The sequence below is a fragment of the Clavibacter tessellarius genome (genome assembly GCF_001618005.1).
Taxonomy (GTDB): Bacteria; Actinomycetota; Actinomycetes; order Actinomycetales; family Microbacteriaceae; genus Clavibacter; species Clavibacter tessellarius_A.
In genome coordinates this window covers 12,275-34,929 of the sequence record NZ_LQXA01000013.1, presented here as the reverse complement: position 1 = coordinate 34,929, position 22,655 = coordinate 12,275, and the positions used below count along the sequence as shown (strand labels likewise).

The 22,655-nt window shown below is 72.7% G+C and carries 24 protein-coding genes; 21 read left to right on the top strand and 3 right to left on the bottom strand.

All coding sequences use genetic code 11. The features are described from left to right. Positions 1 to 38: 38 nt before the first annotated feature. Positions 39 to 653, bottom strand: a complete 615-nt coding sequence (locus AWH51_RS02390) for a class I SAM-dependent methyltransferase (RefSeq protein WP_063070537.1) — start codon at positions 651 to 653, stop codon at positions 39 to 41. A 41-nt stretch (positions 654 to 694) separates the two neighbouring features. Between AWH51_RS02390 and hflX the strand changes: the two genes are divergently transcribed. After that, on the top strand, positions 695 to 2,257 hold the full coding sequence (hflX, locus tag AWH51_RS02385; RefSeq protein ID WP_063070536.1) for a GTPase HflX: 1,563 nt from the start codon (positions 695 to 697) through the stop codon (positions 2,255 to 2,257). Between the two features lie 73 nt (positions 2,258 to 2,330). Here hflX and lexA read toward each other — a convergent pair whose 3' ends face one another. Continuing rightward, the gene (gene lexA / locus AWH51_RS02380) at positions 2,331 to 3,011 is read right to left on the bottom strand and encodes a transcriptional repressor LexA (protein ID WP_012038705.1); all 681 of its coding nucleotides are present in this window, start codon (positions 3,009 to 3,011) and stop codon (positions 2,331 to 2,333) included. A 361-nt stretch (positions 3,012 to 3,372) separates the two neighbouring features. On the opposite strand from lexA, the gene AWH51_RS02375 reads away from it, so the two are divergent. The 5 genes from AWH51_RS02375 to AWH51_RS02355 all read left to right on the top strand — a co-directional run bounded on the left by AWH51_RS02375 (position 3,373) and on the right by AWH51_RS02355 (position 6,723). Continuing rightward, positions 3,373 to 3,789, top strand: a complete 417-nt coding sequence (locus AWH51_RS02375) for a hypothetical protein (protein WP_175345451.1) — start codon at positions 3,373 to 3,375, stop codon at positions 3,787 to 3,789. A 109-nt stretch (positions 3,790 to 3,898) separates the two neighbouring features. Continuing rightward, positions 3,899 to 4,507 (top strand): imidazoleglycerol-phosphate dehydratase HisB, encoded by a 609-nt coding sequence (gene hisB, locus AWH51_RS02370; RefSeq protein WP_063070691.1) that lies wholly within the window; start codon positions 3,899 to 3,901, stop codon positions 4,505 to 4,507. Next, positions 4,504 to 5,145 (top strand): imidazole glycerol phosphate synthase subunit HisH, encoded by a 642-nt coding sequence (hisH, locus tag AWH51_RS02365; protein ID WP_063070535.1) that lies wholly within the window; start codon positions 4,504 to 4,506, stop codon positions 5,143 to 5,145. Before hisB ends, hisH begins: the two co-directional genes overlap by 4 nt. A gap of 64 nt (positions 5,146 to 5,209) precedes the next feature. Then, on the top strand, positions 5,210 to 5,956 hold the full coding sequence (gene priA / locus AWH51_RS02360) for a bifunctional 1-(5-phosphoribosyl)-5-((5-phosphoribosylamino)methylideneamino)imidazole-4-carboxamide isomerase/phosphoribosylanthranilate isomerase PriA (RefSeq protein ID WP_063070534.1): 747 nt from the start codon (positions 5,210 to 5,212) through the stop codon (positions 5,954 to 5,956). Then, positions 5,956 to 6,723, top strand: a complete 768-nt coding sequence (locus tag AWH51_RS02355; protein WP_063070533.1) for an SseB family protein — start codon at positions 5,956 to 5,958, stop codon at positions 6,721 to 6,723. The genes priA and AWH51_RS02355 overlap by 1 nt, the downstream gene beginning before the upstream one ends. Before the next feature lie 111 nt (positions 6,724 to 6,834). On the opposite strand, the gene AWH51_RS02350 is transcribed toward AWH51_RS02355, so the two are convergent. After that, positions 6,835 to 7,305 carry a DUF1844 domain-containing protein gene (locus tag AWH51_RS02350; RefSeq protein ID WP_063070532.1) on the bottom strand — a complete coding sequence of 157 codons (471 nt, stop codon included), beginning with the start codon at positions 7,303 to 7,305 and terminating at the stop codon, positions 6,835 to 6,837. Positions 7,306 to 7,700: 395 nt separating this feature from the next. On the opposite strand from AWH51_RS02350, the gene infC reads away from it, so the two are divergent. From infC to argF, 15 genes are all read left to right on the top strand, one after another. After that, complete coding sequence (gene infC, locus AWH51_RS02345) at positions 7,701 to 8,294, top strand: translation initiation factor IF-3 (protein WP_081234801.1); 594 nt, start codon at positions 7,701 to 7,703, stop codon at positions 8,292 to 8,294. Beyond that, positions 8,287 to 8,481, top strand: coding sequence for a 50S ribosomal protein L35 (gene rpmI / locus AWH51_RS02340; protein WP_012298616.1), 195 nt, complete (start codon positions 8,287 to 8,289; stop codon positions 8,479 to 8,481). The genes infC and rpmI overlap by 8 nt, the downstream gene beginning before the upstream one ends. 47 nt (positions 8,482 to 8,528) lie before the next feature. Beyond that, positions 8,529 to 8,921: a 50S ribosomal protein L20 gene (gene rplT, locus AWH51_RS02335; protein ID WP_063070530.1), complete on the top strand. Its 393-nt coding sequence runs from the start codon at positions 8,529 to 8,531 to the stop codon at positions 8,919 to 8,921. 62 nt (positions 8,922 to 8,983) lie between these two features. Then, a complete protein-coding gene (locus AWH51_RS02330; protein ID WP_063070529.1) occupies positions 8,984 to 9,784 on the top strand; it encodes a TrmH family RNA methyltransferase in 801 nt (266 codons plus the stop codon). 164 nt (positions 9,785 to 9,948) lie between these two features. After that, positions 9,949 to 10,737 carry an amino acid ABC transporter ATP-binding protein gene (locus AWH51_RS02325; protein ID WP_063070528.1) on the top strand — a complete coding sequence of 263 codons (789 nt, stop codon included), beginning with the start codon at positions 9,949 to 9,951 and terminating at the stop codon, positions 10,735 to 10,737. A 157-nt stretch (positions 10,738 to 10,894) separates the two neighbouring features. Further along, positions 10,895 to 11,818, top strand: coding sequence for a glutamate ABC transporter substrate-binding protein (locus AWH51_RS02320; RefSeq protein ID WP_063070527.1), 924 nt, complete (start codon positions 10,895 to 10,897; stop codon positions 11,816 to 11,818). Positions 11,819 to 11,935: 117 nt separating this feature from the next. Next, positions 11,936 to 12,583 carry an amino acid ABC transporter permease gene (locus AWH51_RS02315; RefSeq protein WP_063070526.1) on the top strand — a complete coding sequence of 216 codons (648 nt, stop codon included), beginning with the start codon at positions 11,936 to 11,938 and terminating at the stop codon, positions 12,581 to 12,583. Further along, a complete protein-coding gene (locus tag AWH51_RS02310; RefSeq protein ID WP_063070525.1) occupies positions 12,580 to 13,404 on the top strand; it encodes an amino acid ABC transporter permease in 825 nt (274 codons plus the stop codon). The genes AWH51_RS02315 and AWH51_RS02310 overlap by 4 nt, the downstream gene beginning before the upstream one ends. Before the next feature lie 118 nt (positions 13,405 to 13,522). Continuing rightward, complete coding sequence (gene pheS, locus AWH51_RS02305) at positions 13,523 to 14,560, top strand: phenylalanine--tRNA ligase subunit alpha (RefSeq protein ID WP_043584844.1); 1,038 nt, start codon at positions 13,523 to 13,525, stop codon at positions 14,558 to 14,560. A gap of 2 nt (positions 14,561 to 14,562) precedes the next feature. Continuing rightward, on the top strand, positions 14,563 to 17,106 hold the full coding sequence (pheT, locus tag AWH51_RS02300) for a phenylalanine--tRNA ligase subunit beta (RefSeq protein ID WP_063070524.1): 2,544 nt from the start codon (positions 14,563 to 14,565) through the stop codon (positions 17,104 to 17,106). A gap of 121 nt (positions 17,107 to 17,227) precedes the next feature. Beyond that, entirely contained in the window at positions 17,228 to 18,277 is a 1,050-nt protein-coding gene (argC, locus tag AWH51_RS02295) for an N-acetyl-gamma-glutamyl-phosphate reductase (RefSeq protein ID WP_063070523.1), read from the top strand. Further along, positions 18,274 to 19,428, top strand: a complete 1,155-nt coding sequence (argJ, locus tag AWH51_RS02290) for a bifunctional glutamate N-acetyltransferase/amino-acid acetyltransferase ArgJ (protein WP_063070522.1) — start codon at positions 18,274 to 18,276, stop codon at positions 19,426 to 19,428. Before argC ends, argJ begins: the two co-directional genes overlap by 4 nt. A 23-nt stretch (positions 19,429 to 19,451) precedes the next feature. Next, complete coding sequence (gene argB / locus AWH51_RS02285) at positions 19,452 to 20,363, top strand: acetylglutamate kinase (RefSeq protein WP_175345450.1); 912 nt, start codon at positions 19,452 to 19,454, stop codon at positions 20,361 to 20,363. Next, entirely contained in the window at positions 20,360 to 21,577 is a 1,218-nt protein-coding gene (locus AWH51_RS02280; RefSeq protein ID WP_063070520.1) for an acetylornithine transaminase, read from the top strand. The genes argB and AWH51_RS02280 overlap by 4 nt, the downstream gene beginning before the upstream one ends. A 142-nt stretch (positions 21,578 to 21,719) precedes the next feature. Next, on the top strand, positions 21,720 to 22,643 hold the full coding sequence (gene argF, locus AWH51_RS02275) for an ornithine carbamoyltransferase (RefSeq protein WP_063070519.1): 924 nt from the start codon (positions 21,720 to 21,722) through the stop codon (positions 22,641 to 22,643). The last annotated feature ends 12 nt before the right edge of the window (positions 22,644 to 22,655 follow it).

The window sequence follows — 22,655 nt, the reverse complement described above, 5'->3', positions numbered from 1 at the left end:
CCGGCCGTCGTCGTCGGAGCGGAGAGCCGGCCCGTGCCCTAGTCGTCGGCGCGGTGGACGCGCAGCACGCGGAAGCCCTTGTCTGACGCGGCCCGCGTGGTCTCGAGCCCCGCGGGCAGAGCATCGACCAGCCAGCGCTGCAGGGAGTCGGATCCCAGGTTCCGCTGCACCACCAGCCACGCGTCGGCGCCGTCCGCGAGCCGAGGCAGCCAGTGCGTGAGGATCCCGTGCAGGGCCTCCTTGCCCACACGGATGGGCGGGTTCGACCACACCGTGGCGAACGCGAGGTCGGCGGGAACATCCTCGGGCAGCACCGCGTTGACGTTCTCGAGACCGAGGGACCGGGCGTTCGCCCGCGTCAGCTCGAGCGCCCGCTCGTTCACGTCGACCGCCCACACCGTGGCCGACGGCGACCGCATCGCCAGGTCGAGCGCCACCGGCCCCCAGCCGCAGCCCACGTCCAGCAGATGGCCCTCCGCCGGAGGCGTCGGGACGTTGCGCAGCAGCACCAGGGTGCCCTGGTCGACGTGCTCGGGGCTGAAGACGCCGCCCGCGGTCTCGAGGTCGACCGTCCGTCCGCCCAGCTCGACCGTGATGGTGCGGGTGCGCAGGGGGCCGGCCGGCGACGAGGAGAAGTAATGCGCGTCGGCCATGAACGGGACGATACCGGACGCCGACGCTACGATGGGAGCACATGATCACGCACGACGAGCACGACCAGCCCGCGGACCCGACGACGACGTCCACCGAGAGCACCGCCGGGGACGACGTCGTCGCGCGCGTCCTCGCCCGGGCGGAGAACCGGTCCGCCGGCTACGCCCTCTTCCGCGGATCCGGTGCGCAGGCGCTGTCCGCGGCCCCCGACACCGAGCAGGGCTTCGACGGCGACCAGTCCGAGCGCGCGGACCGCCAGGCGCTGCGTCGCGTCGCCGGCCTGTCGACCGAGCTCCAGGACGTCACCGAGGTCGAGTACCGGCAGCTGCGCCTCGAGAACGTCGTGCTGATCGGCGTGTACTCGCAGGGCTCCGTCGACGACGCCGAGAACAGCATGCGCGAGCTCGCGGCTCTCGCCGAGACAGCGGGCGCCGTGGTCCTCGACGGCCTGCTGCAGCGCCGGCCCACCCCGGACCCCAGCACCTACTTCGGCAGCGGCAAGGCCGAGGAGCTGCGTGCGCTCGTCGCCGCGGTCGGTGCCGACACCGTCATCGCCGACACCGAGCTCGCCCCGAGCCAGCGGCGCGCGCTCGAGGACGTGGTGAAGGTCAAGGTCATCGACCGCACCGCCGTGATCCTCGACATCTTCAGCCAGCACGCCAAGAGCCGCGAGGGCAAGGCGCAGGTCGAGCTCGCGCAGCTGCAGTACCTCCTTCCCCGCCTCCGCGGCTGGGGTGACTCGATGTCGCGCCAGGCCGGCGGCCAGGTCGGCGGCGCGGGCGCGGGCATGGGATCCCGCGGTCCGGGTGAGACGAAGATCGAGCTCGACCGCCGACGCATCAACACGCGCATGGCGAAGCTGCGCAAGCAGATCGCCGGGATGAAGCCCGCGCGCGACACGAAGCGCGCCAACCGCGACCGCAACGCCGTGCCGTCGGTGGCCATCGTGGGATACACGAACGCCGGCAAGTCGTCGCTGCTGAACCGGGTGACGAAGGCGGGCGTGCTCGTGGAGAACGCGTTGTTCGCCACCCTCGACGCCACGGTCCGCAAGACCGAGACCGACCAGGGGCAGCTGTACACGCTGGCCGACACGGTGGGCTTCGTCCGCAACCTGCCGCATCAGCTGGTGGAGGCCTTCCGCTCGACGCTGGAGGAGCTCGCGGACTCCGACGTGCTCGTGCACGTCGTGGATGCGTCGCACCCGGATCCAGCCGCACAGCTCGCCACCGTGCACGAGGTCATCGCCGAGGTCGACGCGTCGGGCATCCCGGAGATCGTGGTGTTCAACAAGAGCGACCTCGCGTCGGACGGGGACCGCGTCGTCCTCCGCGGGCTCGCCCCGCAGGGCGTGTTCGTCTCCGCCCGCACGGGCGAGGGCGTCGAGGAGCTGCGTCGCCGCATCGCCGAGCTGCTGCCGCAGCCGACCATCGAGGTCGACCTGCTGGTGCCGTTCGAGCACGGCGAGGTCGTCGCGATGCTGCACGACGGCGCGAAGGTGCTCGAGACGTCCTACGTCGAGGACGGGACGCGCGTGCGCGCGCTCGTCACGGCGGAGCAGCAGGCGCAGGTCGCCCGGTACGCGGTGGTGCCCACCGCCTGATCCGCGACTCCCCGCACGCACGAGAGCGGCCGATCCCCTCGGGGACCGGCCGCTCTCGTGCGTCGTGCGGGCGTCAGACGGAGCGCATGACCGCCACGACCTTGCCGACGACCTCGGCGAAGTCGCCGAGGATCGGCTCGAAGGCGCTGTTGCGGGGCAGCAGCCACGTGTGGCCGTCGCGCTGGCGGAACACCTTGACGGTGGCCTCGTCGTCGAGCATCGCCGCGACGATGTCCCCGTTCTCGGCCGTCTTCTGCTGGCGCACGACGACCCAGTCGCCGTCGCAGATGGCCGCGTCGATCATCGAGTCGCCGACGACGCGCAGCATGAAGAGGTCGCCCTTGCCCACGAGCTGACGGGGGAGGGGGAAGACCTCCTCGACCATCTGCTCGGCGGTGATGGGGATGCCGGCCGCGATGCGCCCGACCATGGGCACCATGGCCGCGTCGCCCACGGGCGTCGACGGCTCGCCGCTCTCGGCGGCGCCGCTGCCGGGGAGGTCGATGAGCACCTCGAGGGCGCGGGGCCGGTTCGGGTCGCGCCGGAGGTAGCCGGAGAGCTCCAGCTGGTTGAGCTGGTGGGTGACGCTGGAGAGCGAGGCGAGGCCCACGGCGTCGCCGATCTCGCGCATGCTCGGCGGGTAGCCCTGGCCGGCGATGGTGCGCTGGATGAACTCCAGGATCGAGATCTGCTTGTCGCTGAGGCTCTTGCGGCGCCTCGTCGCGCCGCCGCCCGCCGCTCGCTCGTCCGTCATGCCACGGCCCGCCTCTCGTCGCCGACGCCCTCCGCGGCGCGTCGACCCGGCGGGGCGACGCCCTCGCGAGGGCGATGTCGGTGGTGCCCGGTGGAATGGAGACCAGGCACTCGAAACTGTATCCACCCGGGGCACCTCGTACAAACACCTGTTCGAGCGTGTCGCGGCCGACGATTCACGATCGGGGCGATGGGGGCTTGCGGAGCGCCGTCTTCGAATGTATGTTCGGAACACAGCTTCGCATCCGGCTCTCCCGGCCGAGAGCCGGGTGCGAGCTGCCGGACCCGCATCGCATGCCGTACCGCACTGCACCGCCGGGCGCGTCGCATCGACGCCCCACCGTCTCGCACGAGAGGTCACCATGAACACCGCAGCCCCCGCCGCCACTGTCAGTGCACCCGCACCCGCACCCGCACCCGCACCCGCACCCGCATCCATCGCCGTCGCGGAGGCCGCCGTCGCGCCGCGCACGCGCCTGCGCATCACCCGTCGAGGCCGCGTCGTCCTCACGGCGCTCGTCGCCATGCCCCTGGCGCTGGGCGTCGGGCTCGTGGCCCTCAACGGCGGCGCCGCCGTCGCGTCGAAGGACGCCGCGGCCGCGCCCCTCGAGTACGTCACCGTCTCGAGCGGCCAGTCCCTCTGGGACCTCGCCGAGGAGATCGCGCCGTCCTCCGACCCGCGCGATGTCATCGCCTCGCTGGTCGACCTCAACCGGCTGCCCACGTCGGACGTCTCGGCGGGCCAGCAGCTCGCCGTGCCGGCGCAGTACGCCCGCTGATCCCTCCTGGCGCCCCCGCACGCGGGCGACGGCAGGCGGGGCCCGCTCGTCTCCCGGTGGCGGCCGGGAGCGAGCGGGGGAGTCGGAGCCGCTCGGTAGCATGGAGGGCATGAGCACCCTCGCGCGCACCGCGCACGTCACGCGGCAGACCAGCGAGTCCAGCATCGAGCTCGAGCTCGACCTCGACGGCACCGGCGCCTCCGAGATCAGCACCTCGGTCCCGTTCTACGACCACATGCTCACCGCCTTCGCGAAGCACTCGCTCACCGACCTGAAGGTCACCGCCACGGGCGACACGCACATCGACGTGCACCACACGGTGGAGGACGTGGGCATCGTCCTCGGCCAGGCCATCCGCCAGGCGCTCGGCGACAAGGCCGGCATCGCGCGCTTCGGCGACGCGCTCGTGCCGCTCGACGAGGCGCTCGTGCAGTCCGTCGTCGACATCTCCGGTCGCCCGTTCCTCGTGCACTCCGGCGAGCCCGCCGGGTTCGAGATGCACCTCATCGGCGGCCACTTCACCGGATCCATGGTCCGTCACGTCTTCGAGGCCATCACCTTCCACGCGGGCCTCACCGTGCACGTCACCGTGCTCGGGGGACGCGACCCGCACCACATCGCCGAAGCCGAGTTCAAGTCCTTCGCCCGCGCGTTCCGCCAGGCGAAGGAGCTCGACCCGCGGGTGTCCGGGATCCCGTCCACCAAGGGCGCGCTGTGACGCGGCCCTCCGTCGTCGTCCTCGACTACGGAAGCGGCAACGTCCACTCCGCCGTCAAGGCGCTCGAGCTGGCGGGAGCCGACGTCGAGCTCACGGGCGACCCGAGACGGGCCCACGAGGCCGACGGGCTCCTGGTCCCCGGGGTGGGCGCGTTCTCCGCGGTCATGACATCGCTCCGGGCGGCCGGCGGCGACCGCGTCGTGGACCGCCGCCTCGCCGGCGGGCGACCCGTGCTCGGGATCTGCGTCGGCATGCAGGTCATGTTCGACCGGGGCGTGGAGCGCGACGTCGACGTCGCCGGGCTGGGGGAGTGGCCGGGCACGGTGGACCGCCTCGAGTCGGACGTCCTGCCGCACATGGGCTGGAACACGGTCGACGCCCCGTCGGGATCGTCGCTGTTCGCCGGGCTCGAGGAGGAGCGCTTCTACTTCGTGCACTCCTACGCCGCGCGCACCTGGGGCATCGACGCGCTTCCTCCGCTGCCGGCGCCGCGCGTCACGTGGGCCACGCACGGCGAGCGCTTCGTCGCCGCCGTGGAGAACGGCCCGCTGTCCGCCACCCAGTTCCACCCCGAGAAGTCGGGCGAGGCCGGGATCCGGCTGCTCGCCAACTGGCTCGGCACCCTCCGCGCCGCCTGACGGCCCGAACGCCCCGCCGTCGCCGACGGCATCCGCCCGCCCGCACGACAGAACGAGAGCGACCATGAGCGAGTTCACCAGCACGCCCCGCCTGACCCTCCTGCCCGCCGTCGACGTGGCCGGCGGCCAGGCCGTGCGCCTCACGCAGGGCGCGGCCGGCACCGAGACCGGCTACGGCGACCCCGTCGACGCGGCCCGCGACTGGGCCGAGCAGGGCGCCGAGTGGCTGCACCTCGTCGACCTCGACGCCGCGTTCGGCCGCGGCGACAACCTCGCCGTCATCTCCCGGGTGATCCGCGCCATCGACGGCGTGCAGATCGAGCTGTCGGGCGGGATCCGCGACGACCGCTCGCTCGACGTGGCGCTCGAGAGCGGCGCGACGCGCATCAACCTCGGCACCGCGGCGCTCGAGAACCCCGAGTGGGCGGCCAGCGTCATCGCGCAGCACGGCGATGCCGTCGCGGTCGGGCTCGACGTTCGCGGCCGCACCCTCTCGGCCCGCGGCTGGACCCAGGACGGCGGCGACATCTGGGAGGTGCTCGAGCGCCTCGAGGAGGCCGGCTGCGCGCGCTACGTCGTCACCGACGTGACCAAGGACGGCACGCTCCAGGGGCCGAACCTGCAGCTGCTGCGCGACGTGCTCGAGCGCACCGAGCGCCCGGTCGTCGCGTCCGGCGGGGTCTCCAGCCTCGACGACATCGCCGCCCTGCGTGAGCTCGTGCCGCTCGGGCTCGAGGGCGCCATCGTCGGCAAGGCGCTCTACGCGGGCGCGTTCACGCTCGGCCAGGCGCTCGACGTCGCCGGGGAGTGATGACGGGCTCCACGCCGCACGCCGACTCCGCCGGGACGCCCTGGGCCGGCCGCTCCTTCGAGCCGACCGCGTTCCCGGGCGACGACGGATCCGCGCCTCCCGCCCTGGCGGATGCGCTCGCCCGGCACGGACGCGGCGAGGTGGGGGCGGCCGCGGTCGTGGACGCGCTCCGCGACGCCCGCCTGCTCATCCCGCTGGTGGCGCGCCTCGGCGAGGAGGGGGTGGGCGAGACCGGCCTGAAGGCCGACAAGAGCGCCGAGCTGTCGATCATCACGGTCGCCGGGCCCGACGGCCGCACGGTGATGCCGGTGTTCACGTCCGTCGCCGCGATGGGCCGATGGAATCCGGCCGCCCGGCCCGTGCCGACGGACGCCGCGCGGGTCGCGCTGGCCGCCGCGAGCGAGGAGACGGACCTCGTCGTCCTCGACCCGATGTCCGACACCGAGTTCGTGCTGCGTCGTCCCGCCGTCTGGGCGGTCGCGCGGTCGCTGCCGTGGACCCCGAGCCCGGAGGACCCGGAGGTCGTCGCGGAGCTCGAGGAGAGCGTCCGGGAGGAGCCCGCCGTCGTGGCGCTCGGCACGGCGTCGGGGGACCCGCGGGCCCGCCTCGAGGGCCCGGAGCTCCTCATCACGCTGTTGCTCGTCGACGGTCTCGACCGGTCGGCGCTGGACGACCTCCTCGCGCGGGTGCAGGACCGGTGGTCGCGGAGCGCCGTGCTCGCCGACCGCGTCGACAGCATGGGGCTCCGCGTCACCTCGGCCGCCTGACCGGGTGCGCGGGAGCGCCGACCGCGGCAGCGCCTCGGACGTCCTCGGCCTCGTGGGCGGCGCGTGCGCTGGACCCGCGTCCCGGGCGGGCCACGCCGCGCGGGTCGTGCGTCAGGAGACGGGGCCGGTGTACTTCTCGCCGGGGCCCTGGCCGATCGCGTCGGGGTAGGGCGACGCCTCGCGGAACGCGAGCTGCAGCGAGCGGAGGCCGTCGCGGAGGCTGCGCGCGTGCTGGTCGCCGAGCTCGGGGGAGGCGGCGGTGACGAGGCCGGCCAGCGAGATGATCAGCTTCCGCGCCTCGGCGAGGTCGGTCTGCGTCGCGGGGTCGTCGGCGAGCCCGCACTTGACGGCGGCGGCGCTCATGAGGTGGACGGCGGTGGTGGTGATGACCTCAACGGCGGAGACCTCGGCGATGTCGCGGGCGTACTGGTCGGCGACGAAGTCGGCCGTGTCCTCGTCGGCGACGCCCGCGGCGCCTTCGACTCCCTCGGCCGGGCCTGCGGCGTCGACCGCGGCGTCCGGCTCCTCGAAGCGGTGCACGTGCGCGTCCGGCGCGGAGTCGGGACGGGGGGTGTCGGTCATGTCTGTCCTTCGCTGGTGGTGCGGGCGGTGCGGCGGCGGGGAGCGGATGCGGCCCGGTGCGGTGACCCGCCGCGGCGTCGATCCCCGCCCTTCCGGGACGGACCCGGTGTCTGCTATGCTGATCGACGGCTCCGGGGCTGTCACAGTCCCGGTTCGAAAGAGGATTGATCTCCCACCCGCGCTTGACCGCCTCCATAGGTTACCGGGTCGATTTCGCTCCCCCGTCCGAACGGATCCCGCAGGGGAACCCGCAGACGGGAGCCCCGCATCTGCGGGGAAGGGCGTGTTGCCGAGTACGACGCATCCGTCGCACCCTGGTGAAGAACTCTCCTCGTCTCGAATCCGAGCGGCTCACACGCCGCCGGGCCACCCGAAGACACGAATAGGAGCAGTCCATCAGCGATCCCCGTACCAACGATCGAATCCGAGTTCCTGAGGTTCGCCTCGTTGGCCCAGCAGGCGAGCAGGTCGGCGTCGTATCCATCGACGTCGCGCTGCGTCTCGCGCAGGAAGCCGACCTCGACCTCGTCGAGGTCGCGCCCAACTCCAAGCCCCCCGTGGCGAAGATCATGGACTACGGCAAGTTCAAGTACGAGGCCGCGCAGAAGGCCAAGGAAGCACGCCGCAACCAGGCGAACACCATCCTCAAGGAGGTGCGCTTCCGCCTGAAGATCGACAAGCACGACTACGAGACCAAGCGCAAGCGCGCCGAGGGCTTCCTCCAGGACGGCGACAAGGTCAAGGCCATGATCCTGTTCCGCGGCCGCGAGCAGTCGCGTCCCGACCAGGGCGTGCGCCTGCTCAAGATGTTCGCGGAGGACGTCGCCGAGTTCGGCAGCGTCGAGTCCACCCCCACGATCGACGGCCGGAACATGGTCATGGTCATCGGACCGCACAAGAACAAGTCCGAGGCCAAGGCCGAGGCCAACGCGAAGCGCGACGCCAACAAGGCGAGCGCACGAGAAGCGAGAGAAGAGAACAATGCCTAAGCAGAAGACCCACTCGGGTGCCAAGAAGCGTTTCAAGGTCACCGGCAGCGGCAAGATCATGAAGCAGCAGGCCGGCATGCGCCACAACCTCGAGGTCAAGTCCTCCAAGCGCAAGGCGCGACTCAACCAGGACCAGCCCCTGGCCAAGGCCGACATGAAGGTCGCCAAGAAGCTCCTCGGTCGCTAGACCCCCTCGTCGCCCGCGACACCTGAACTCGAATAGGAACAACTGAAATGGCAAGAGTCAAGAGGGCCGTCAACGCCCACAAGAAGCGTCGGGTCATCCTCGAGCGCGCCGCCGGTTACCGCGGCCAGCGCTCGCGCCTATACCGCAAGGCCAAGGAGCAGGTCACCCATTCCCTCGTCTACGCGTACCGCGACCGCCGCGCCAAGAAGGGCGAGTTCCGCCGCCTCTGGATCCAGCGCATCAACGCCGCCGCCCGTGCGAACGGCCTGACGTACAACCGCCTCATCCAGGGCCTCTCGCTCGCCGGCGTCCAGGTCGACCGTCGCATCCTCGCGGACCTCGCGGTCCACGAGCCCGCGACCTTCGCCTCGCTCGTGCAGACGGCCAAGGCCGCCCTGCCCGCGAACACCTCGGCCCCCAAGGTCGCGGCGAACGCGTAGCGCTTCCCGCCCCACCGCTGATGGCGCGTCCCCGTTCGGGGGCGCGCCATTAGTCTTGGGCCATGCTCGACAACCCCCGCTCCCCGCGCGTCCGAGGCGTCGCCAAGCTCGCGAAGCGGGATGCCCGTGCCGACACCGGCCTCTTCCTGCTCGAGGGTCCGCAGGCCGTGTCCGAGGCTCTCGCCTTCCGGCCCGACCTCGTCCTGGAGCTCTTCGCGACGCCCACGGCGCTCGACCGCTACCCGGATCTCGCGCGCGCGGTCCGCGAGTCGGAGGTCGAGGTCGAGTTCGTCACGGAGGACGTCATCGCGTCGATGGCGGACACCGTCACGCCGCAGGGCGTCGTGGGCGTGTGCCGGCAGTTCCCCACCTCGCTCAAGCAGATCCTCGGCGACGAGCCGCGCCTCATCGCGATCCTCGAGGAGGTGCGCGATCCCGGCAACGCGGGCACCATCATCCGCGCCGCCGACGCCGCCGGAGCCGACGCCGTGATCCTCACGGGCCGGTCGGTCGACCTCTACAACCCCAAGGTCGTGCGCGCCACGACGGGATCGCTGTTCCACCTGCCGGTCGCGATCATGCCCGAGCTCGACGCCGTGCTCGAGCGCGTGAAGGCCGCAGGTCTCCAGGTCCTCGCCGCCGATGTGAAGGGGGACGACCTCCTCGCCGAGCGCTCGTCGGGCGGCCTCGCCGCGCCCACCGCGTGGCTGTTCGGCAACGAGGCCCGCGGCCTCCAGGACGAGCACCTCGCGCTCGCGGACCGCGCCGTCGTCGTGCCGATCTACGGCCAGGCCGAGTCGATGAACCTCGCGACCGCCGCATCCGTGTGCCTCTACGAGTCGGCGTTCGCGCAGCGCGCCTGAGCCGGCGGCCCGACGGTCGGTGCCGCGGACGCCTGACGGCCGCGAGGTCTCCGACGGGCGGGTCCACCGGGCCTGATCGGCGGAAACGCGAGCGGCGCGTCACGATGGGGTGACGATGCCCCGGGGAAACGCGGACGAAACACCGTCATGGATATGGTGTTCGCATGGAGCAGAGCCCGACGGTGGACCCCGCCTCGCCCGCCGCAGCAGCGGTCGGCGAGCCCCTGGTCGTCGTATCCCACGTCAACAAGCACTTCGGGGACCTGCACGTCCTCAAGGACATCTCGACCACGGTCAACCGCGGCGAGGTCGTCGTCGTCATCGGCCCCAGCGGTTCCGGCAAGTCGACGCTGTGCCGCGCGATCAACCGGCTCGAGACCATCGACGACGGCACCATCACCATCGACGGCCAGGACCTCCCGTCCGAGGGCGCCGAGCTCGCGCGCCTCCGCGCCGACGTGGGCATGGTCTTCCAGTCGTTCAACCTGTTCGCGCACAAGACCGTCCTCGAGAACGTGACCCTCGGGCCCATCAAGGTCCGCAAGAAGAGCAAGGCCGAGGCGGAGAAGCGGGCGATGGAGCTCCTCGACCGCGTCGGCGTCGCCAACCAGGCGCAGAAGATGCCCGCCCAGCTCTCCGGCGGCCAGCAGCAGCGCGTCGCGATCGCGCGCGCGCTCGCGATGGACCCGAAGCTGATCCTCCTCGACGAGCCCACCTCGGCGCTCGACCCCGAGATGATCACCGAGGTCCTCGACGTCATGGTCGGCCTCGCGAAGGACGGCATGACGATGGTGGTCGTCACCCACGAGATGGGCTTCGCCCGCAAGGCCGCGGACCGCGTGATCTTCATGGCCGACGGCGCCATCGAGGAGGACACCACCCCGCAGGCGTTCTTCGACGACCCGCAGAGCCCGCGCGCGCAGGACTTCCTCTCGAAGATCCTCGCCCACTGACGCGCGGGCGGGCCGCCCGAGCCGCCCGCCCGCCGCATCCGGACGCCGCCGAGGCAGGCGCGTCCGGGTGCCCGCACGACCCGCACCACGGCACGACCCGCACCACGCGCGACACGTCGCATCCGTCATCCACCTCACCAGCAGAGAAACGGGAACCATGAAGAACAGGAAACTGACCATCGCCGCGGCCGCCGCGATCGTCGTCGTCGCCCTCACGGGCTGCGGCGCCGCCGGCAGCGCGTCGAACGGCAGCATCGATGCCGGCACGAACGCGCCCGAGAACGGCGACGGCCCCTACAAGCTCGAGCTCGCGGAGAACCCCACGTTCGACGAGGGCACCACGATGGCGCGCCTCGCGGCCGCCGGCGAGATGAAGGTCGGCACGAAGTACGACCAGCCGCTCTTCGGCCTCGCGGGACTCGACGGCAAGCCCGCCGGATTCGACGTCGCCATCGCGGCGCTCGTCGCCAGCAAGATGGGCATCCCGTTCGACGGCATCAAGTTCACGGAGACGGTGTCCGCGAACCGCGAGCCCTTCATCCAGAACGGCTCGGTCGATGCGGTCGTCGCGACCTACACGATCAACGACAAGCGCAAGGAGGTCGTGGGCTTCGCGGGACCGTACTACGTCGCCGGCCAGGCGCTCATGGTGCTCGCGGACGACACGACCATCACGACCCCCGAGGACGTCCGCGGCAAGCAGGTCTGCTCCGTCGCCGGATCCACGCCCGCCGCGAACATCGAGGCGAAGTTCGGCGCGGTCGTCGTGCCCACCGACGTCTACAGCAAGTGCCTCGACCCGCTGCGCAACGGCCAGGTGTCCGCGGTCACGACCGACAACGTGATCCTCTCCGGCTTCATCGACCAGAACGAGGGCGAGTTCAAGCTCGTCGGCGACGGCGAGACCTTCACGGAGGAGCCCTACGGCATCGGCATCGCCAAGGACGACGAGGCGTTCCGCACGTTCATCAACGACACGCTGCAGGAGGCCTACGACGACGGCACCTGGGCGCGCCTGTTCGAGGCGACGGCCGGCACGGTCATCGACACGCCGGAGCCCCCGGCGATCGACCGCTACTAGTCCCACCGGGCCCCGCGCGCGCCGACGCGCGCGCGGGGCCCTCCCTCGTCCGGGCGCCCGAGCGCCCGGATCCACCCGCCGTCCGGCCCGCCGGACGCATCATCCAGGAGGTGTGCCGTGGACGTGATCCTCGACAATCTCGACGTGTTCCTCCGGGGGTTCGGCGGCACGCTGCGCCTGCTCCTCACCACGGTGCTCTTCGCGCTCCCGCTCGGGGTCGTGATCGCCGCCATGAGGATCTCGCCCGTCGCGAGCCTCCGCGCCACCTCCACGGTGTACGTCGAGCTGCTGCGGAACACCCCACTCCTGCTCGTCTTCACCTTCTTCAGCGTCGTGATCACGTCGATCTCGGGCGCGCTGCCGTTCATGACGGCCGCGGTGCTCGCGCTCACGCTCTACACGGCGCCGTTCTTCGCCGAGGCGATCCGCTCGGGCATCAACAGCGTGCCGGTCGGGCAGGCCGAGGCGGCGCGCAGCATCGGGCTCACGTTCTCGCAGACGCTCGGGCACGTGATCCTGCCGCAGGCGCTGCGCACGGTCGTGCCGCCGCTGATCAACGTGGTCATCGCGCTCACCAAGAACACGTCGATCGCCGGCGCCTACTTCATCTACGAGATGTTCAACGTGGGCCGCGACGTCGCGAACGCCAACGGGAACGCGGTCGTCTGGGTGTTCGTGGGCGTCGCGTTCTTCTACCTCATCATCACGGTCCCGCTCGGTCAGCTGGCGGACCACCTCGAGAAGCGAGTGGCGGTCTCCCGATGAGCCAGGTCCTCTACGACGTCCCCGGCCCCCGCGCCCGCCGTCGCTCCCGCATCCTCTCCGTCGTCACCGGGGTCGTGCTCGTGGCCGTCCTGGCCTTCGCCGCCGTCAAGCTGCAGCAGGCCGGGCAGTTCAGCCCCGACATCTGGCTCGTGCTCAACGACCCGCTCGTCTGGGGCCTGCTGCTCAAGGGCCTCTGGGTGGTGCTGCAGTCCGCCGCGGTGGCCGCGGTGCTCGCGATCCTGCTCGGCATGGTGCTCGCGCTCCTCCGGATGAGCGAGCACCGGATCGTGCGCTACGCCGTCACCGTGGTGCTCGAGTTCTTCCGCGGCATGCCCGTGCTGCTGATGATGCTGTTCATCTACCTCATCTTCCCGATCGGCCCGTACTGGTCGGTCGTGACGGCGCTCACGCTCTACAACGGCGCGATCATCGGCGAGGCGCTCCGGTCCGGCATCCTCGGCCTCCCGCGCGGCCAGCGCGAGGCGGGCCTCGCCATCGGCCTGCGTCCGCTGCAGAACCGCCTGCTCGTCGAGTTCCCGCAGGCGTTCCGCACGATGCTGCCGATCATCGTCGCCCAGCTGGTGGTGCTCATCAAGGACACCGCGCTCGGCACGATCGTGAGCCTCGTGGGCCTCACCAAGCAGGGGGAGCTGATCCTCGAGGCCACGAGCCGCGACAACTCGCTGCCGATCTTCGTGGTCATGGTGGGGATGTACCTCGTGCTCAACCTCACGGTCTCGACCATCGCGCGTCGCCTCGCCCGCAAGCGCGGTCCGCGTGTCGCGAAGACCGTCGCGGTCGGGACCTCGCAGGGGGCGTAGGCCCTCCGCGGGGCGCTCCCCGCCTCCCGTCACGGGCCCGTCGCACGCACGCGGCGGGCCCGTCGCGCGTCCTCGTGAGGGCGGGTCGCGCCCCGTCCGATCGGTAGACTCGGGCCTCATGTCCGAACCCCAGATCTCCGAGGAGAGCGTCGCCTCCGCCGTGGACGAGGCGATGGCCGCGCTCGCCGCCACCACCGACTCCGCGTCGCTCGCCCAGGCGCGCTCCGCCCACATCGGCGAGGCGTCCCCGCTCGCCCGGCTGAACGGGTCGCTCCGGTCGCTGCCGCCCGCCGAGCGCAAGGACGCCGGCAAGCTCGTCGGCCAGTCGCGCGCCCGCGTAACGCAGGCGTTCCAGGCCCGCGAGGCCGAGATCCAGGAGCAGGAGGCCGCCGAGCGCCTCGTCGCCGAGGCCGTCGACGTCACCGCGCTGCCGAGCCGCTGGCGCGCCGGCGCCCGCCACCCTCTCACCATGCTCGAGGAGCGCATCGCCGACATCTTCGTCGGGATGGGCTGGCAGGTGAACGAGGGCCCGGAGCTCGAGAGCGAGTGGTTCAACTTCGACGCGCTCAACTTCCCGCCCGACCACCCGGCGCGCGCGATGCAGGACTCCTTCTACGTGGATCCGACCGACGCGCACCTGGTGCTCCGCACGCACACGTCGCCCGTGCAGATCCGCACGCTGCTCGCCGACGAGCTGCCGGTCTACACGATCGCGCAGGGCCGCACCTTCCGCAGCGACGAGCTCGACGCGACCCACACGCCCGCGTTCCGCCAGATCGAGGGCATCGCGATCGACCGTGGCCTCACCATGGCGCACCTGCGCGGCACGCTCGAGCACTTCGCGCGCTCCATGTTCGGCGAGGACGCGCGCATCCGGCTCCGCCCCAACTACTTCCCCTTCACGGAGCCGAGCGCCGAGATGGACGTCTGGCACCCGGCCGCCGCGGGCGGACCCCGCTGGATCGAGTGGGGCGGCTGCGGCATGGTGAACCCGAACGTGCTGCGCTCCGCGGGCATCGACCCCGACGAGTACCAGGGCTTCGCGTTCGGCATGGGCACCGAGCGCACCCTCATGTTCCGCAACGACCTCTCCGACATGCGCGACATCGTCGAGGGCGACATCCGATTCGGCGCGCAGTTCGGGATGGTGGTGTAGTCGTGAGGATCCCGATCAGCTGGCTCGGCGAGCACGTCGAGCTCCCCGCGCAGGTCGTCCCCGAGGACGTCCACGCGGCGCTCGTGAAGGTGGGCCTCGAGGAGGAGGACGTGCACGCGTTCTCGATCTCCGGCCCCGTCGTCGTCGGGCAGGTGCTCGAGGCGACCCCCGAGCCCCAGACCAACGGCAAGACCATCAACTGGTGCTCCGTCCGCGTCGCGCCCGAGGGCGCCACGGCGGCCGACGGCGGCGAGGACGTGCGCGGCATCGTCTGCGGCGCGCACAACTTCGTGGTCGGCGACAAGGTCGTGGTGAGCCTGCCGGGCGCGGTGCTCCCCGGCCCGTTCCCCATCAGCGCGCGGAAGACGTACGGGCACGTGTCCGACGGCATGATCGCGTCGTCCCGGGAGCTCGGCCTCGGGGAGGAGCACGACGGCATCCTCGTCCTGTCCTCGCTCGGCCTCGACCCCGAGGTCGGCACGGACGCGCTCGCGCTCCTGCACCTCGACGACACCGCGGTGGAGGTCAACGTCACGCCCGACCGCGGGTATGCGTTCTCGATCCGCGGCATCGCCCGCGAGTACGCGCACGCCACGGGTGCCGCGTTCACCGACCCCGCGGACGCGCTCGCGCTGCTCGCGGCCGACGCGCCCGTCCAGGGCGTCGAGGTGCGCGTCGACGACGCCGCCCCGATCCGCGGACGCGTCGGGGCCGAGGTCTTCGTCACGCGCGTGGTCTCCGGCCTCGACGTCTCCCGTCCCACCCCGCCGTGGATGGTCTCGCGGCTCACGCTGGCCGGCGTCCGGTCGATCTCGCTCGCGGTCGACGTCACGAACTACGTCATGCTCGAGCTCGGCCAGCCGATCCACGCCTACGACCTCGACCGGCTGCAGGGCGGCCTCGTGGTGCGTCGCGCCGCGGAGGGCGAGACGCTCGTGACCCTCGACGGGCGCGAGCGCGCGCTGCACGTCGAGGACCTCGTCATCGCCGACGACTCCGGGCCCGTCGGGCTCGCGGGCGTCATGGGCGGGGCATCCACCGAGGTCGGCGCGGGCACCACGCGCGTGCTGATCGAGGCGGCCGGCTTCGAGCCGGTGTCGATCGCGCGCACGGCCCGCCGGCACAAGCTGCCGAGCGAGGCGTCCAAGCGCTTCGAGCGCGGGGTCGACCCGGCGATCGCGCCGGCTGCCGCGGCGCGCGTCGTGCAGCTCCTCGAGGAGCTCGCGGGCGGGCACGCGGAGGGCCTCGGATCGGTCCTCGACACGAGCACGGCACCGGACGCCGTCGAGCTGCCGCTCGGCTACCCGGCGTCGCTCGTCGGCGTGGACTACACCGCGGACGAGGTGCGCCACGCGCTCGCCGACGTCGGTTGCGCGCTCGAGGAGCGCGACGGCGTCCTCCTCGTCACGCCGCCGACCTGGCGTCCCGACCTCCGGCACCGCGCGGACCTCGTGGAGGAGGTCGCGCGCATCGTCGGCTACGACCGCATCCCGGCCGTGCTGCCCGTCGCGCCGCCCGGCCGCGGCCTCACGGCGGCGCAGCGCCTCCGCCGGCAGGCATCCCTCGTGCTCGCCGCGAGCGGGCTGACCGAGGTCATGGGCTCGCCCTTCGCCTCCGAGGCGCAGAACGCGCGCTTCGGCGCCGCGGACCGCGACGACGCCCCCGCGGTCCGGCTCGCCAACCCGCTCGACGTCGCCTTCCCGCTGCTCCGGCGCTCGCTGCTGCCCGGGCTCGTCGACATCGCGCGGCGCAACCTGTCGCGCGGATCCACCGACCTCGCGCTCTTCGAGACCGGCACCGTGTTCCTGCCGTCGGCGGGCGTCGCGTACGGCTCGCCCGAGATGCCGCCCGGCGCCGCCCGCCCCGACGCGGAGACGCTCCGCGCGCTCGACGCGGGAATCCCGCCGCAGCCGCGCCACGTGGGCGTGCTGATCCTCGGTGACGCCGTGCCGAAGCAGCCGGGCACGCCCGCGCAGCGCGCCGGCCTCGTGGACGCGCTCGACGCGGTCCGCCAGCTCGCGCACGCGGCGGGCGTCGAGATCCGCTTCGAGCAGGGCGCGCACATCGCCCTGCACCCGGGGCGCACGGCCGCCGTCGAGGTCGTCACGTCCGACGGGCCCGTCATCGTCGGCTTCGCGGGGGAGTTGCTGCCCGCGCTCGCCGCGGAGCTCGACCTGCCGGAGCGCGTCGCGCTCGCCGAGGTCGACCTCGACCGGATCGTCGCGCTCGCCGGCGGCACCGTCGAGGTGCGCCCGCTCACGTCGATGCCCGTCGCCACGCAGGACCTCAGCCTGGTGGTGCCGCTCGAGATCCCCGCGGGGGAGATCCTCGGCACGGTGGTCGAGGGGGCGGGCGAGCTGCTCGAGACCGCCCGGCTCGTGGACGACTACCGCGGCCCGGGCGTGGACGCGGGCACCCGCTCGCTCACGTTCGCGCTCCGCTTCCGGGCTCCCGACCGCACGCTGACCGCGGCCGAGGCCAGCGCGGCGCGAGACGGAGCCGTGCGGCTCGCCGCCGAGCGCTTCGGCGCCGCGCTCCGCGAGTAGCGGGCCGGCAGCGGCGTCGATCCGCGCGGGCGGGCTCCTCCCCAGGGAGGGCCCGCCCGCGCGAGCGTCCGGCGCCCGTCTCCCGGCAGGGCGCCCCCGGCACCGGCGCTAGGTTTGATGCATGTCATTCTCAGTCGCCGTCGCGGGCGCCAGCGGCTACGCGGGCGGGGAGCTCCTCCGCCTGCTCGCCGACCACCCGCAGCTCGAGGTCACGACGCTCACCGCCTTCCAGAACGCGGGCGAGCGGCTGCGGCAGGTGCATCCGCACCTCACCTCGTACGCCGACCGCACGTTCGTCGAGACGACGGCCGAGCAGCTCGCCGGCCACGACGTGGTCTTCCTCGCGCTGCCGCACGGCAAGTCCGGCGCCATCACGGCCGAGCTCGACGACTCCACGCTCGTGGTCGACTGCGGCGCCGACCACCGGCTCGTCGACGAGGCGGCGTGGGACGCCTTCTACGGCGGCGACTTCGCGGGTGCCTGGCCCTACGGCCTCCCCGAGCTGCTGCACGCCGAGGAGGGCGGCACCCAGCGCACGCGCCTCTCCGGCGTGAAGCGCATCGCGGTGCCCGGCTGCAACGTCACCGCCATCACGCTCGGGCTCCAGCCCGGCATCCGCGCGGGCGTCATCGAGCCCGAGGACATCGTCGCGGTCCTCGCGGTCGGCCCCTCCGGCGCCGGGCGCTCGCTCCGCACCAACCTGCTGGCGAGCGAGATCCTCGGATCCGCGAGCGCCTACGCGGTCGGCGGCACCCACCGGCACACCCCGGAGATCCGCCAGAACCTCGAGGCCGCGGGCGGCCGGCACGTGAGCGTCTCGTTCACGCCCGTGCTCGTGCCGATGGCGCGGGGGATCCTCGCCACGGCCACCGCGCGCCTCGCGCCCGGCGCCTCCGCGCACGACGTGCGCGCCGCGTGGGAGAGCGCGTACGCCGACGAGCCGTTCGTGCACCTGCTGCCCGAGGGGTCGTTCCCGAACGTGTCCGACGTCACGGGGTCGAACACCGCGCTCGTGGGCCTCGCGGTCGACGAGGCCGCCGGTCGCGTCGTCACGGTCACGGCCATCGACAACCTGGTCAAGGGCACGGCGGGCGCGGCCATCCAGTCGGCCAACATCGCGCTCGGGCTGCCCGAGCATCTCGGCCTCCCGGTGAACGGGGTCGCCCCGTGAGCGTCACCGCCGCACGCGGCTTCGTCGCGGCAGGGGTCGCGGCCGGCCTCAAGTCCACGGGCGCGCTCGACGTGGCCCTCGTCCGCAACACCGGCCCGTCGCAGGCGGCCGCCGCGGTCTTCACCAGCAACCGCTGCCAGGCGAACCCCATCCTCTGGTCGCGCCAGGTCATCGGCGACGGCCGGGTGAGCGCCGTCGTGCTCAACTCCGGCGGCGCCAACTGCTACACCGGGTCCCGCGGGTTCCAGGTCACGCACGCGACCGCCGAGGCGGTCGGCCGCGCGCTCGACGTCTCCAGCGGCGACGTGCTGGTCTGCAGCACGGGCCTCATCGGCGAGCAGCTCCCGCTCGACAAGCTCGAGGACGGCGTGGCCCGCGTGGCCGTCGCGCTCGGCGCGGGCGGCGGGGACGACGCGGCGCGGGCCATCATGACCACCGACACGAAGCCGAAGCAGTCGGCGCGGTCCTCCGACGCCGGCTGGACCGTGGGCGGCATGGCCAAGGGCGCGGGCATGCTCGCACCGGGCCTCGCGACGATGCTCGTCGTCATCACCACGGACGCCGACCTCGACGCCGCCCGGCTCGACGCCGCGCTGCGCGAGGCCACGCGGGTCACGTTCGACCGGCTCGACTCGGACGGCTGCATGTCCACCAACGACCAGGTCACGCTCCTGGCATCCGGTGCATCCGGCCTCGTGCCCGACATCGCGGAGTTCCAGGCCGCCCTCACGGCCGTGTGCGCCGACCTCGCCGAGCAGCTCCAGGCCGATGCCGAGGGCGCGTCCCACGACATCGCCATCGAGGTCGTGCACGCGGCGTCCGACGACGATGCCGTCGAGGTCGGCCGTGCGGTCGCGCGCAGCAACCTGTTCAAGGCCGCCGTCTTCGGCAACGACCCCAACTGGGGCCGCGTGCTCGCCGCGGTCGGCACCACGGGCGCCGCATTCGACCCCTACGGCATCGACGTCGCCATCAACGGCGTCGAGGTGTGCCGCGCGGGCGAGCCGCACGCGAGCCGCGACCTGGTCGACCTGCACCCGCGCGCCGTGCACGTGCTCATCGACCTGCACGCGGGCAACGCGACGGCGACCATCCTCACCAACGACCTCACGCACGACTACGTGCACGAGAACAGCGCGTACGCCAGCTGATGGCGGGCGCAGACAGGACGGACGTGACCGCCATCACGCAGGACGCCGCGGAGCGCGACCAGGCGCAGGCCGAGTCGAAGGCGGCGACGCTCATCGAGTCGCTGTCGTGGCTGCAGCGCTTCCACGACCGCATCGTGGTCGTGAAGTTCGGCGGCAACGCCATGGTCGACGAGGAGCTCACGCGCACCTTCGCGGAGGACGTCGTCTACCTCCGGTACGCCGGGCTCCGGCCGGTCGTCGTGCACGGCGGCGGCCCGCAGATCAGCGCGATGCTCACGCGCCTCGGCATCGAGAGCGAGTTCCGCGGGGGCTACCGCGTCACCACGCCCGAGGTGCTCGAGGTCGTGCGCATGGTGCTCACCGGGCAGGTCAGCCGCGACGTCGTGCGCGGCATCAACGCCCACGGCCCGCTGGCTGCCGCCGTCTCCGGCGAGGACGCGGGCCTGTTCACGGGCCGCCGTCGCGGTGCGGTCGTGGACGGCGTCGAGGTCGACCTCGGCCTCGTGGGCGACGTCGTCTCCGTCGACCCCACGGCCGTGCTCGCGCAGCTCGACGCCGGTCGCATCCCCGTCGTCTCGTCCATCGCGCCCGACGAGTCCGACCCGGCCGTCTCGCTCAACGTCAACGCGGACGCCGCCGCCGCCGCGCTCGCCGTGGCCCTCGGGGCCGAGAAGCTCGTCATCCTCACCGACGTCGCCGGCCTCTACCGCGACTGGCCCGACCGCGGATCGCTCGTCTCCGACATCCGAGCGGACGAGCTCCGCGCCCTGCTGCCCTCCCTCGAGTCGGGCATGATCCCGAAGATGGCCGCGTGCCTCGAGGCGGTCGACGGGGGAGTGCCCAAGGCCGCCATCATCGACGGCCGCATCCCGCACTCGATGCTCCTCGAGATCTTCACCACGAACGGAATCGGAACGGAGGTCGTGCCCGCATGACCACGACCCAGCCCGAGCGGCGCACCACGCAGACCGAGAGCGAATGGTCCGACCGCTTCCAGGCCGCGATGATGCGCTCGTCCCCGCCGCCGCTCGCCATGCTCGTGCGCGGCGAGGGCTGCCGCGTGTGGGACTCGACCGGTCGCGAGTACCTCGACTTCCTCGCCGGCATCGCCGTCAACTCGCTCGGGCACGCGCACCCGGCGCTCATCCGCGCGGTCACCGAGCAGGTCTCGACGCTGGCGCACGTCTCCAACTACTTCGCCACGCCGCCGCAGATCGCGCTCGCCGAACGCCTCCGCCGGATCACGGGCGCGGGCGACACCGGCCGCGTCTACTTCGGCAACTCGGGTGCCGAGGCGAACGAGGCGGCCTTCAAGCTGGCGCGCCGCAACGGATCCGAGCGGCGCACGCGTGTCATCACGCTCCAGGGCTCGTTCCACGGCCGCACGATGGGCGCGCTCGCGCTCACCGGACAGCCCGCGCTGCAGGCGCCGTTCCTGCCGCTGCCCGGCGGCGTCGAGCACATCGCACCGACCCTCGAGGCGCTCGAGGCCGCGATCGACGACACCGTCCAGGCGCTCATCCTCGAGCCGATCCAGGGGGAGGCCGGCGTGGTCGACCTGCCTGCGGGCTTCCTCCGCCGCGCCCGGGAGCTCACGCGCGAGCACGGCGCGCTGCTCATCCTCGACGAGATCCAGACGGGCGTCGGCCGCACCGGCCGCTGGTTCGCCTACGAGCACGAGGGCGTCCGGCCGGACGCGGTCACCATCGCCAAGGGCATCGCGGGCGGCGTCCCCATCGGGGCGCTCGTGGCCTTCGACGCGGCGGCCGACCTCCTCCAGAAGGGCCAGCACGGATCCACGTTCGGCGGCAACCCGCTGGCCACCGCGGCCGGGGACGCCGTCCTCGCCGAGATCGAGGACGCCGGGCTCGTGGAGAACGCCGCGCGTCGGGGCGAGGAGATCCGCGCGGCCATCACCGGCCTCGACTCCCCGCTCATCGCCGAGGTCCGCGGTCGCGGCCTCCTCATCGGCGTGGGCCTCCACCACGACGACGGCGGGCGCATCGCGGCCGCCGCGCTCGGCGAGGGGCTCATCATCAACGCCCCCAACGCGCGCAGCCTGCGCATCGCACCCCCGCTCATCGTCGGCGACGCGGAGGTGCTCGACTTCCGCGAGCGGTTCGGCCGCGCGCTGGCGCACCTGCGCTGATCGCGGGGGAGCGGGGCGGCTCGTTCCCTCCCCTGGTCGTCGGTCCGTCGGCGCCCCCGCGCGGGGCCGCTCCCGGACCGGACGGCCCCCGCACGTCCCCTAGGCTTGATCGATCCCGAGTCCCCCGAGAGCGAGCGATGCGATGACCCGCCACTTCCTGCGCGACGACGACCTGAGCCCGGCCGAGCAGGCCGAGGTGCTCGATCTGGCGATGCGGCTGAAGCGCGAGCGCTGGTCCGAGCGCCCCCTCGCGGGTCCGCAGACGGTCGCCGTCATCTTCGACAAGTCCTCGACCCGCACCCGCGTCTCGTTCGCCGTCGGCATCGCGGACCTCGGCGGCGTGCCGCTCATCATCAGCACCGCCAACAGCCAGCTGGGCGGCAAGGAGACCGCGAGCGACACCGCGCGCGTGCTCGAGCGCCAGGTCGCCGCCATCGTCTGGCGCACCTACGGCCAGGCGGGCCTCGAGGAGATGGCCGCGGGCACGACGGTCCCCGTCGTCAACGCGCTGTCCGACGACTTCCACCCCTGCCAGCTGCTGGCCGACCTGCTCACCATCCGGGAGCACCGCGGGGATCCCGCCGGCCAGACCCTCACCTTCCTCGGCGACGGCGCCTGCAACATGGCGCAGTCGTACCTCCTCGCGGGCGCCACCGCGGGCATGCACGTGCGCATCGCGGCCCCAGCCGGCTACGTGCCGTCGGAGTCCGTCGTGGCCGACGCCGAGCGCATCGCCGCGTCCACCGGCGGCTCCGTCCGGGTCCTCACGGATCCGGTCGAGGCCGTCACGGGCGCCGACGTCGTGGTCACCGACACCTGGGTGTCGATGGGCCGCGAGGAGGAGAAAGCCGTGCGGCTCGCCGAGCTCGGCGCGTACCAGGTCACGACCGAGCTGATGGCGCACGCGGTCGACGACGCGATCTTCCTGCACTGCCTGCCCGCCGACCGCGAGTACGAGGTGGCCTCCGAGGTCATCGACGGCCCGCGCTCGGTGGTCTGGGACGAGGCGGAGAACCGCCTCCACGCCCAGAAGGCCCTGCTCGTCTGGCTCCTGCGCCAGGCGTAGCGCCCGCACACC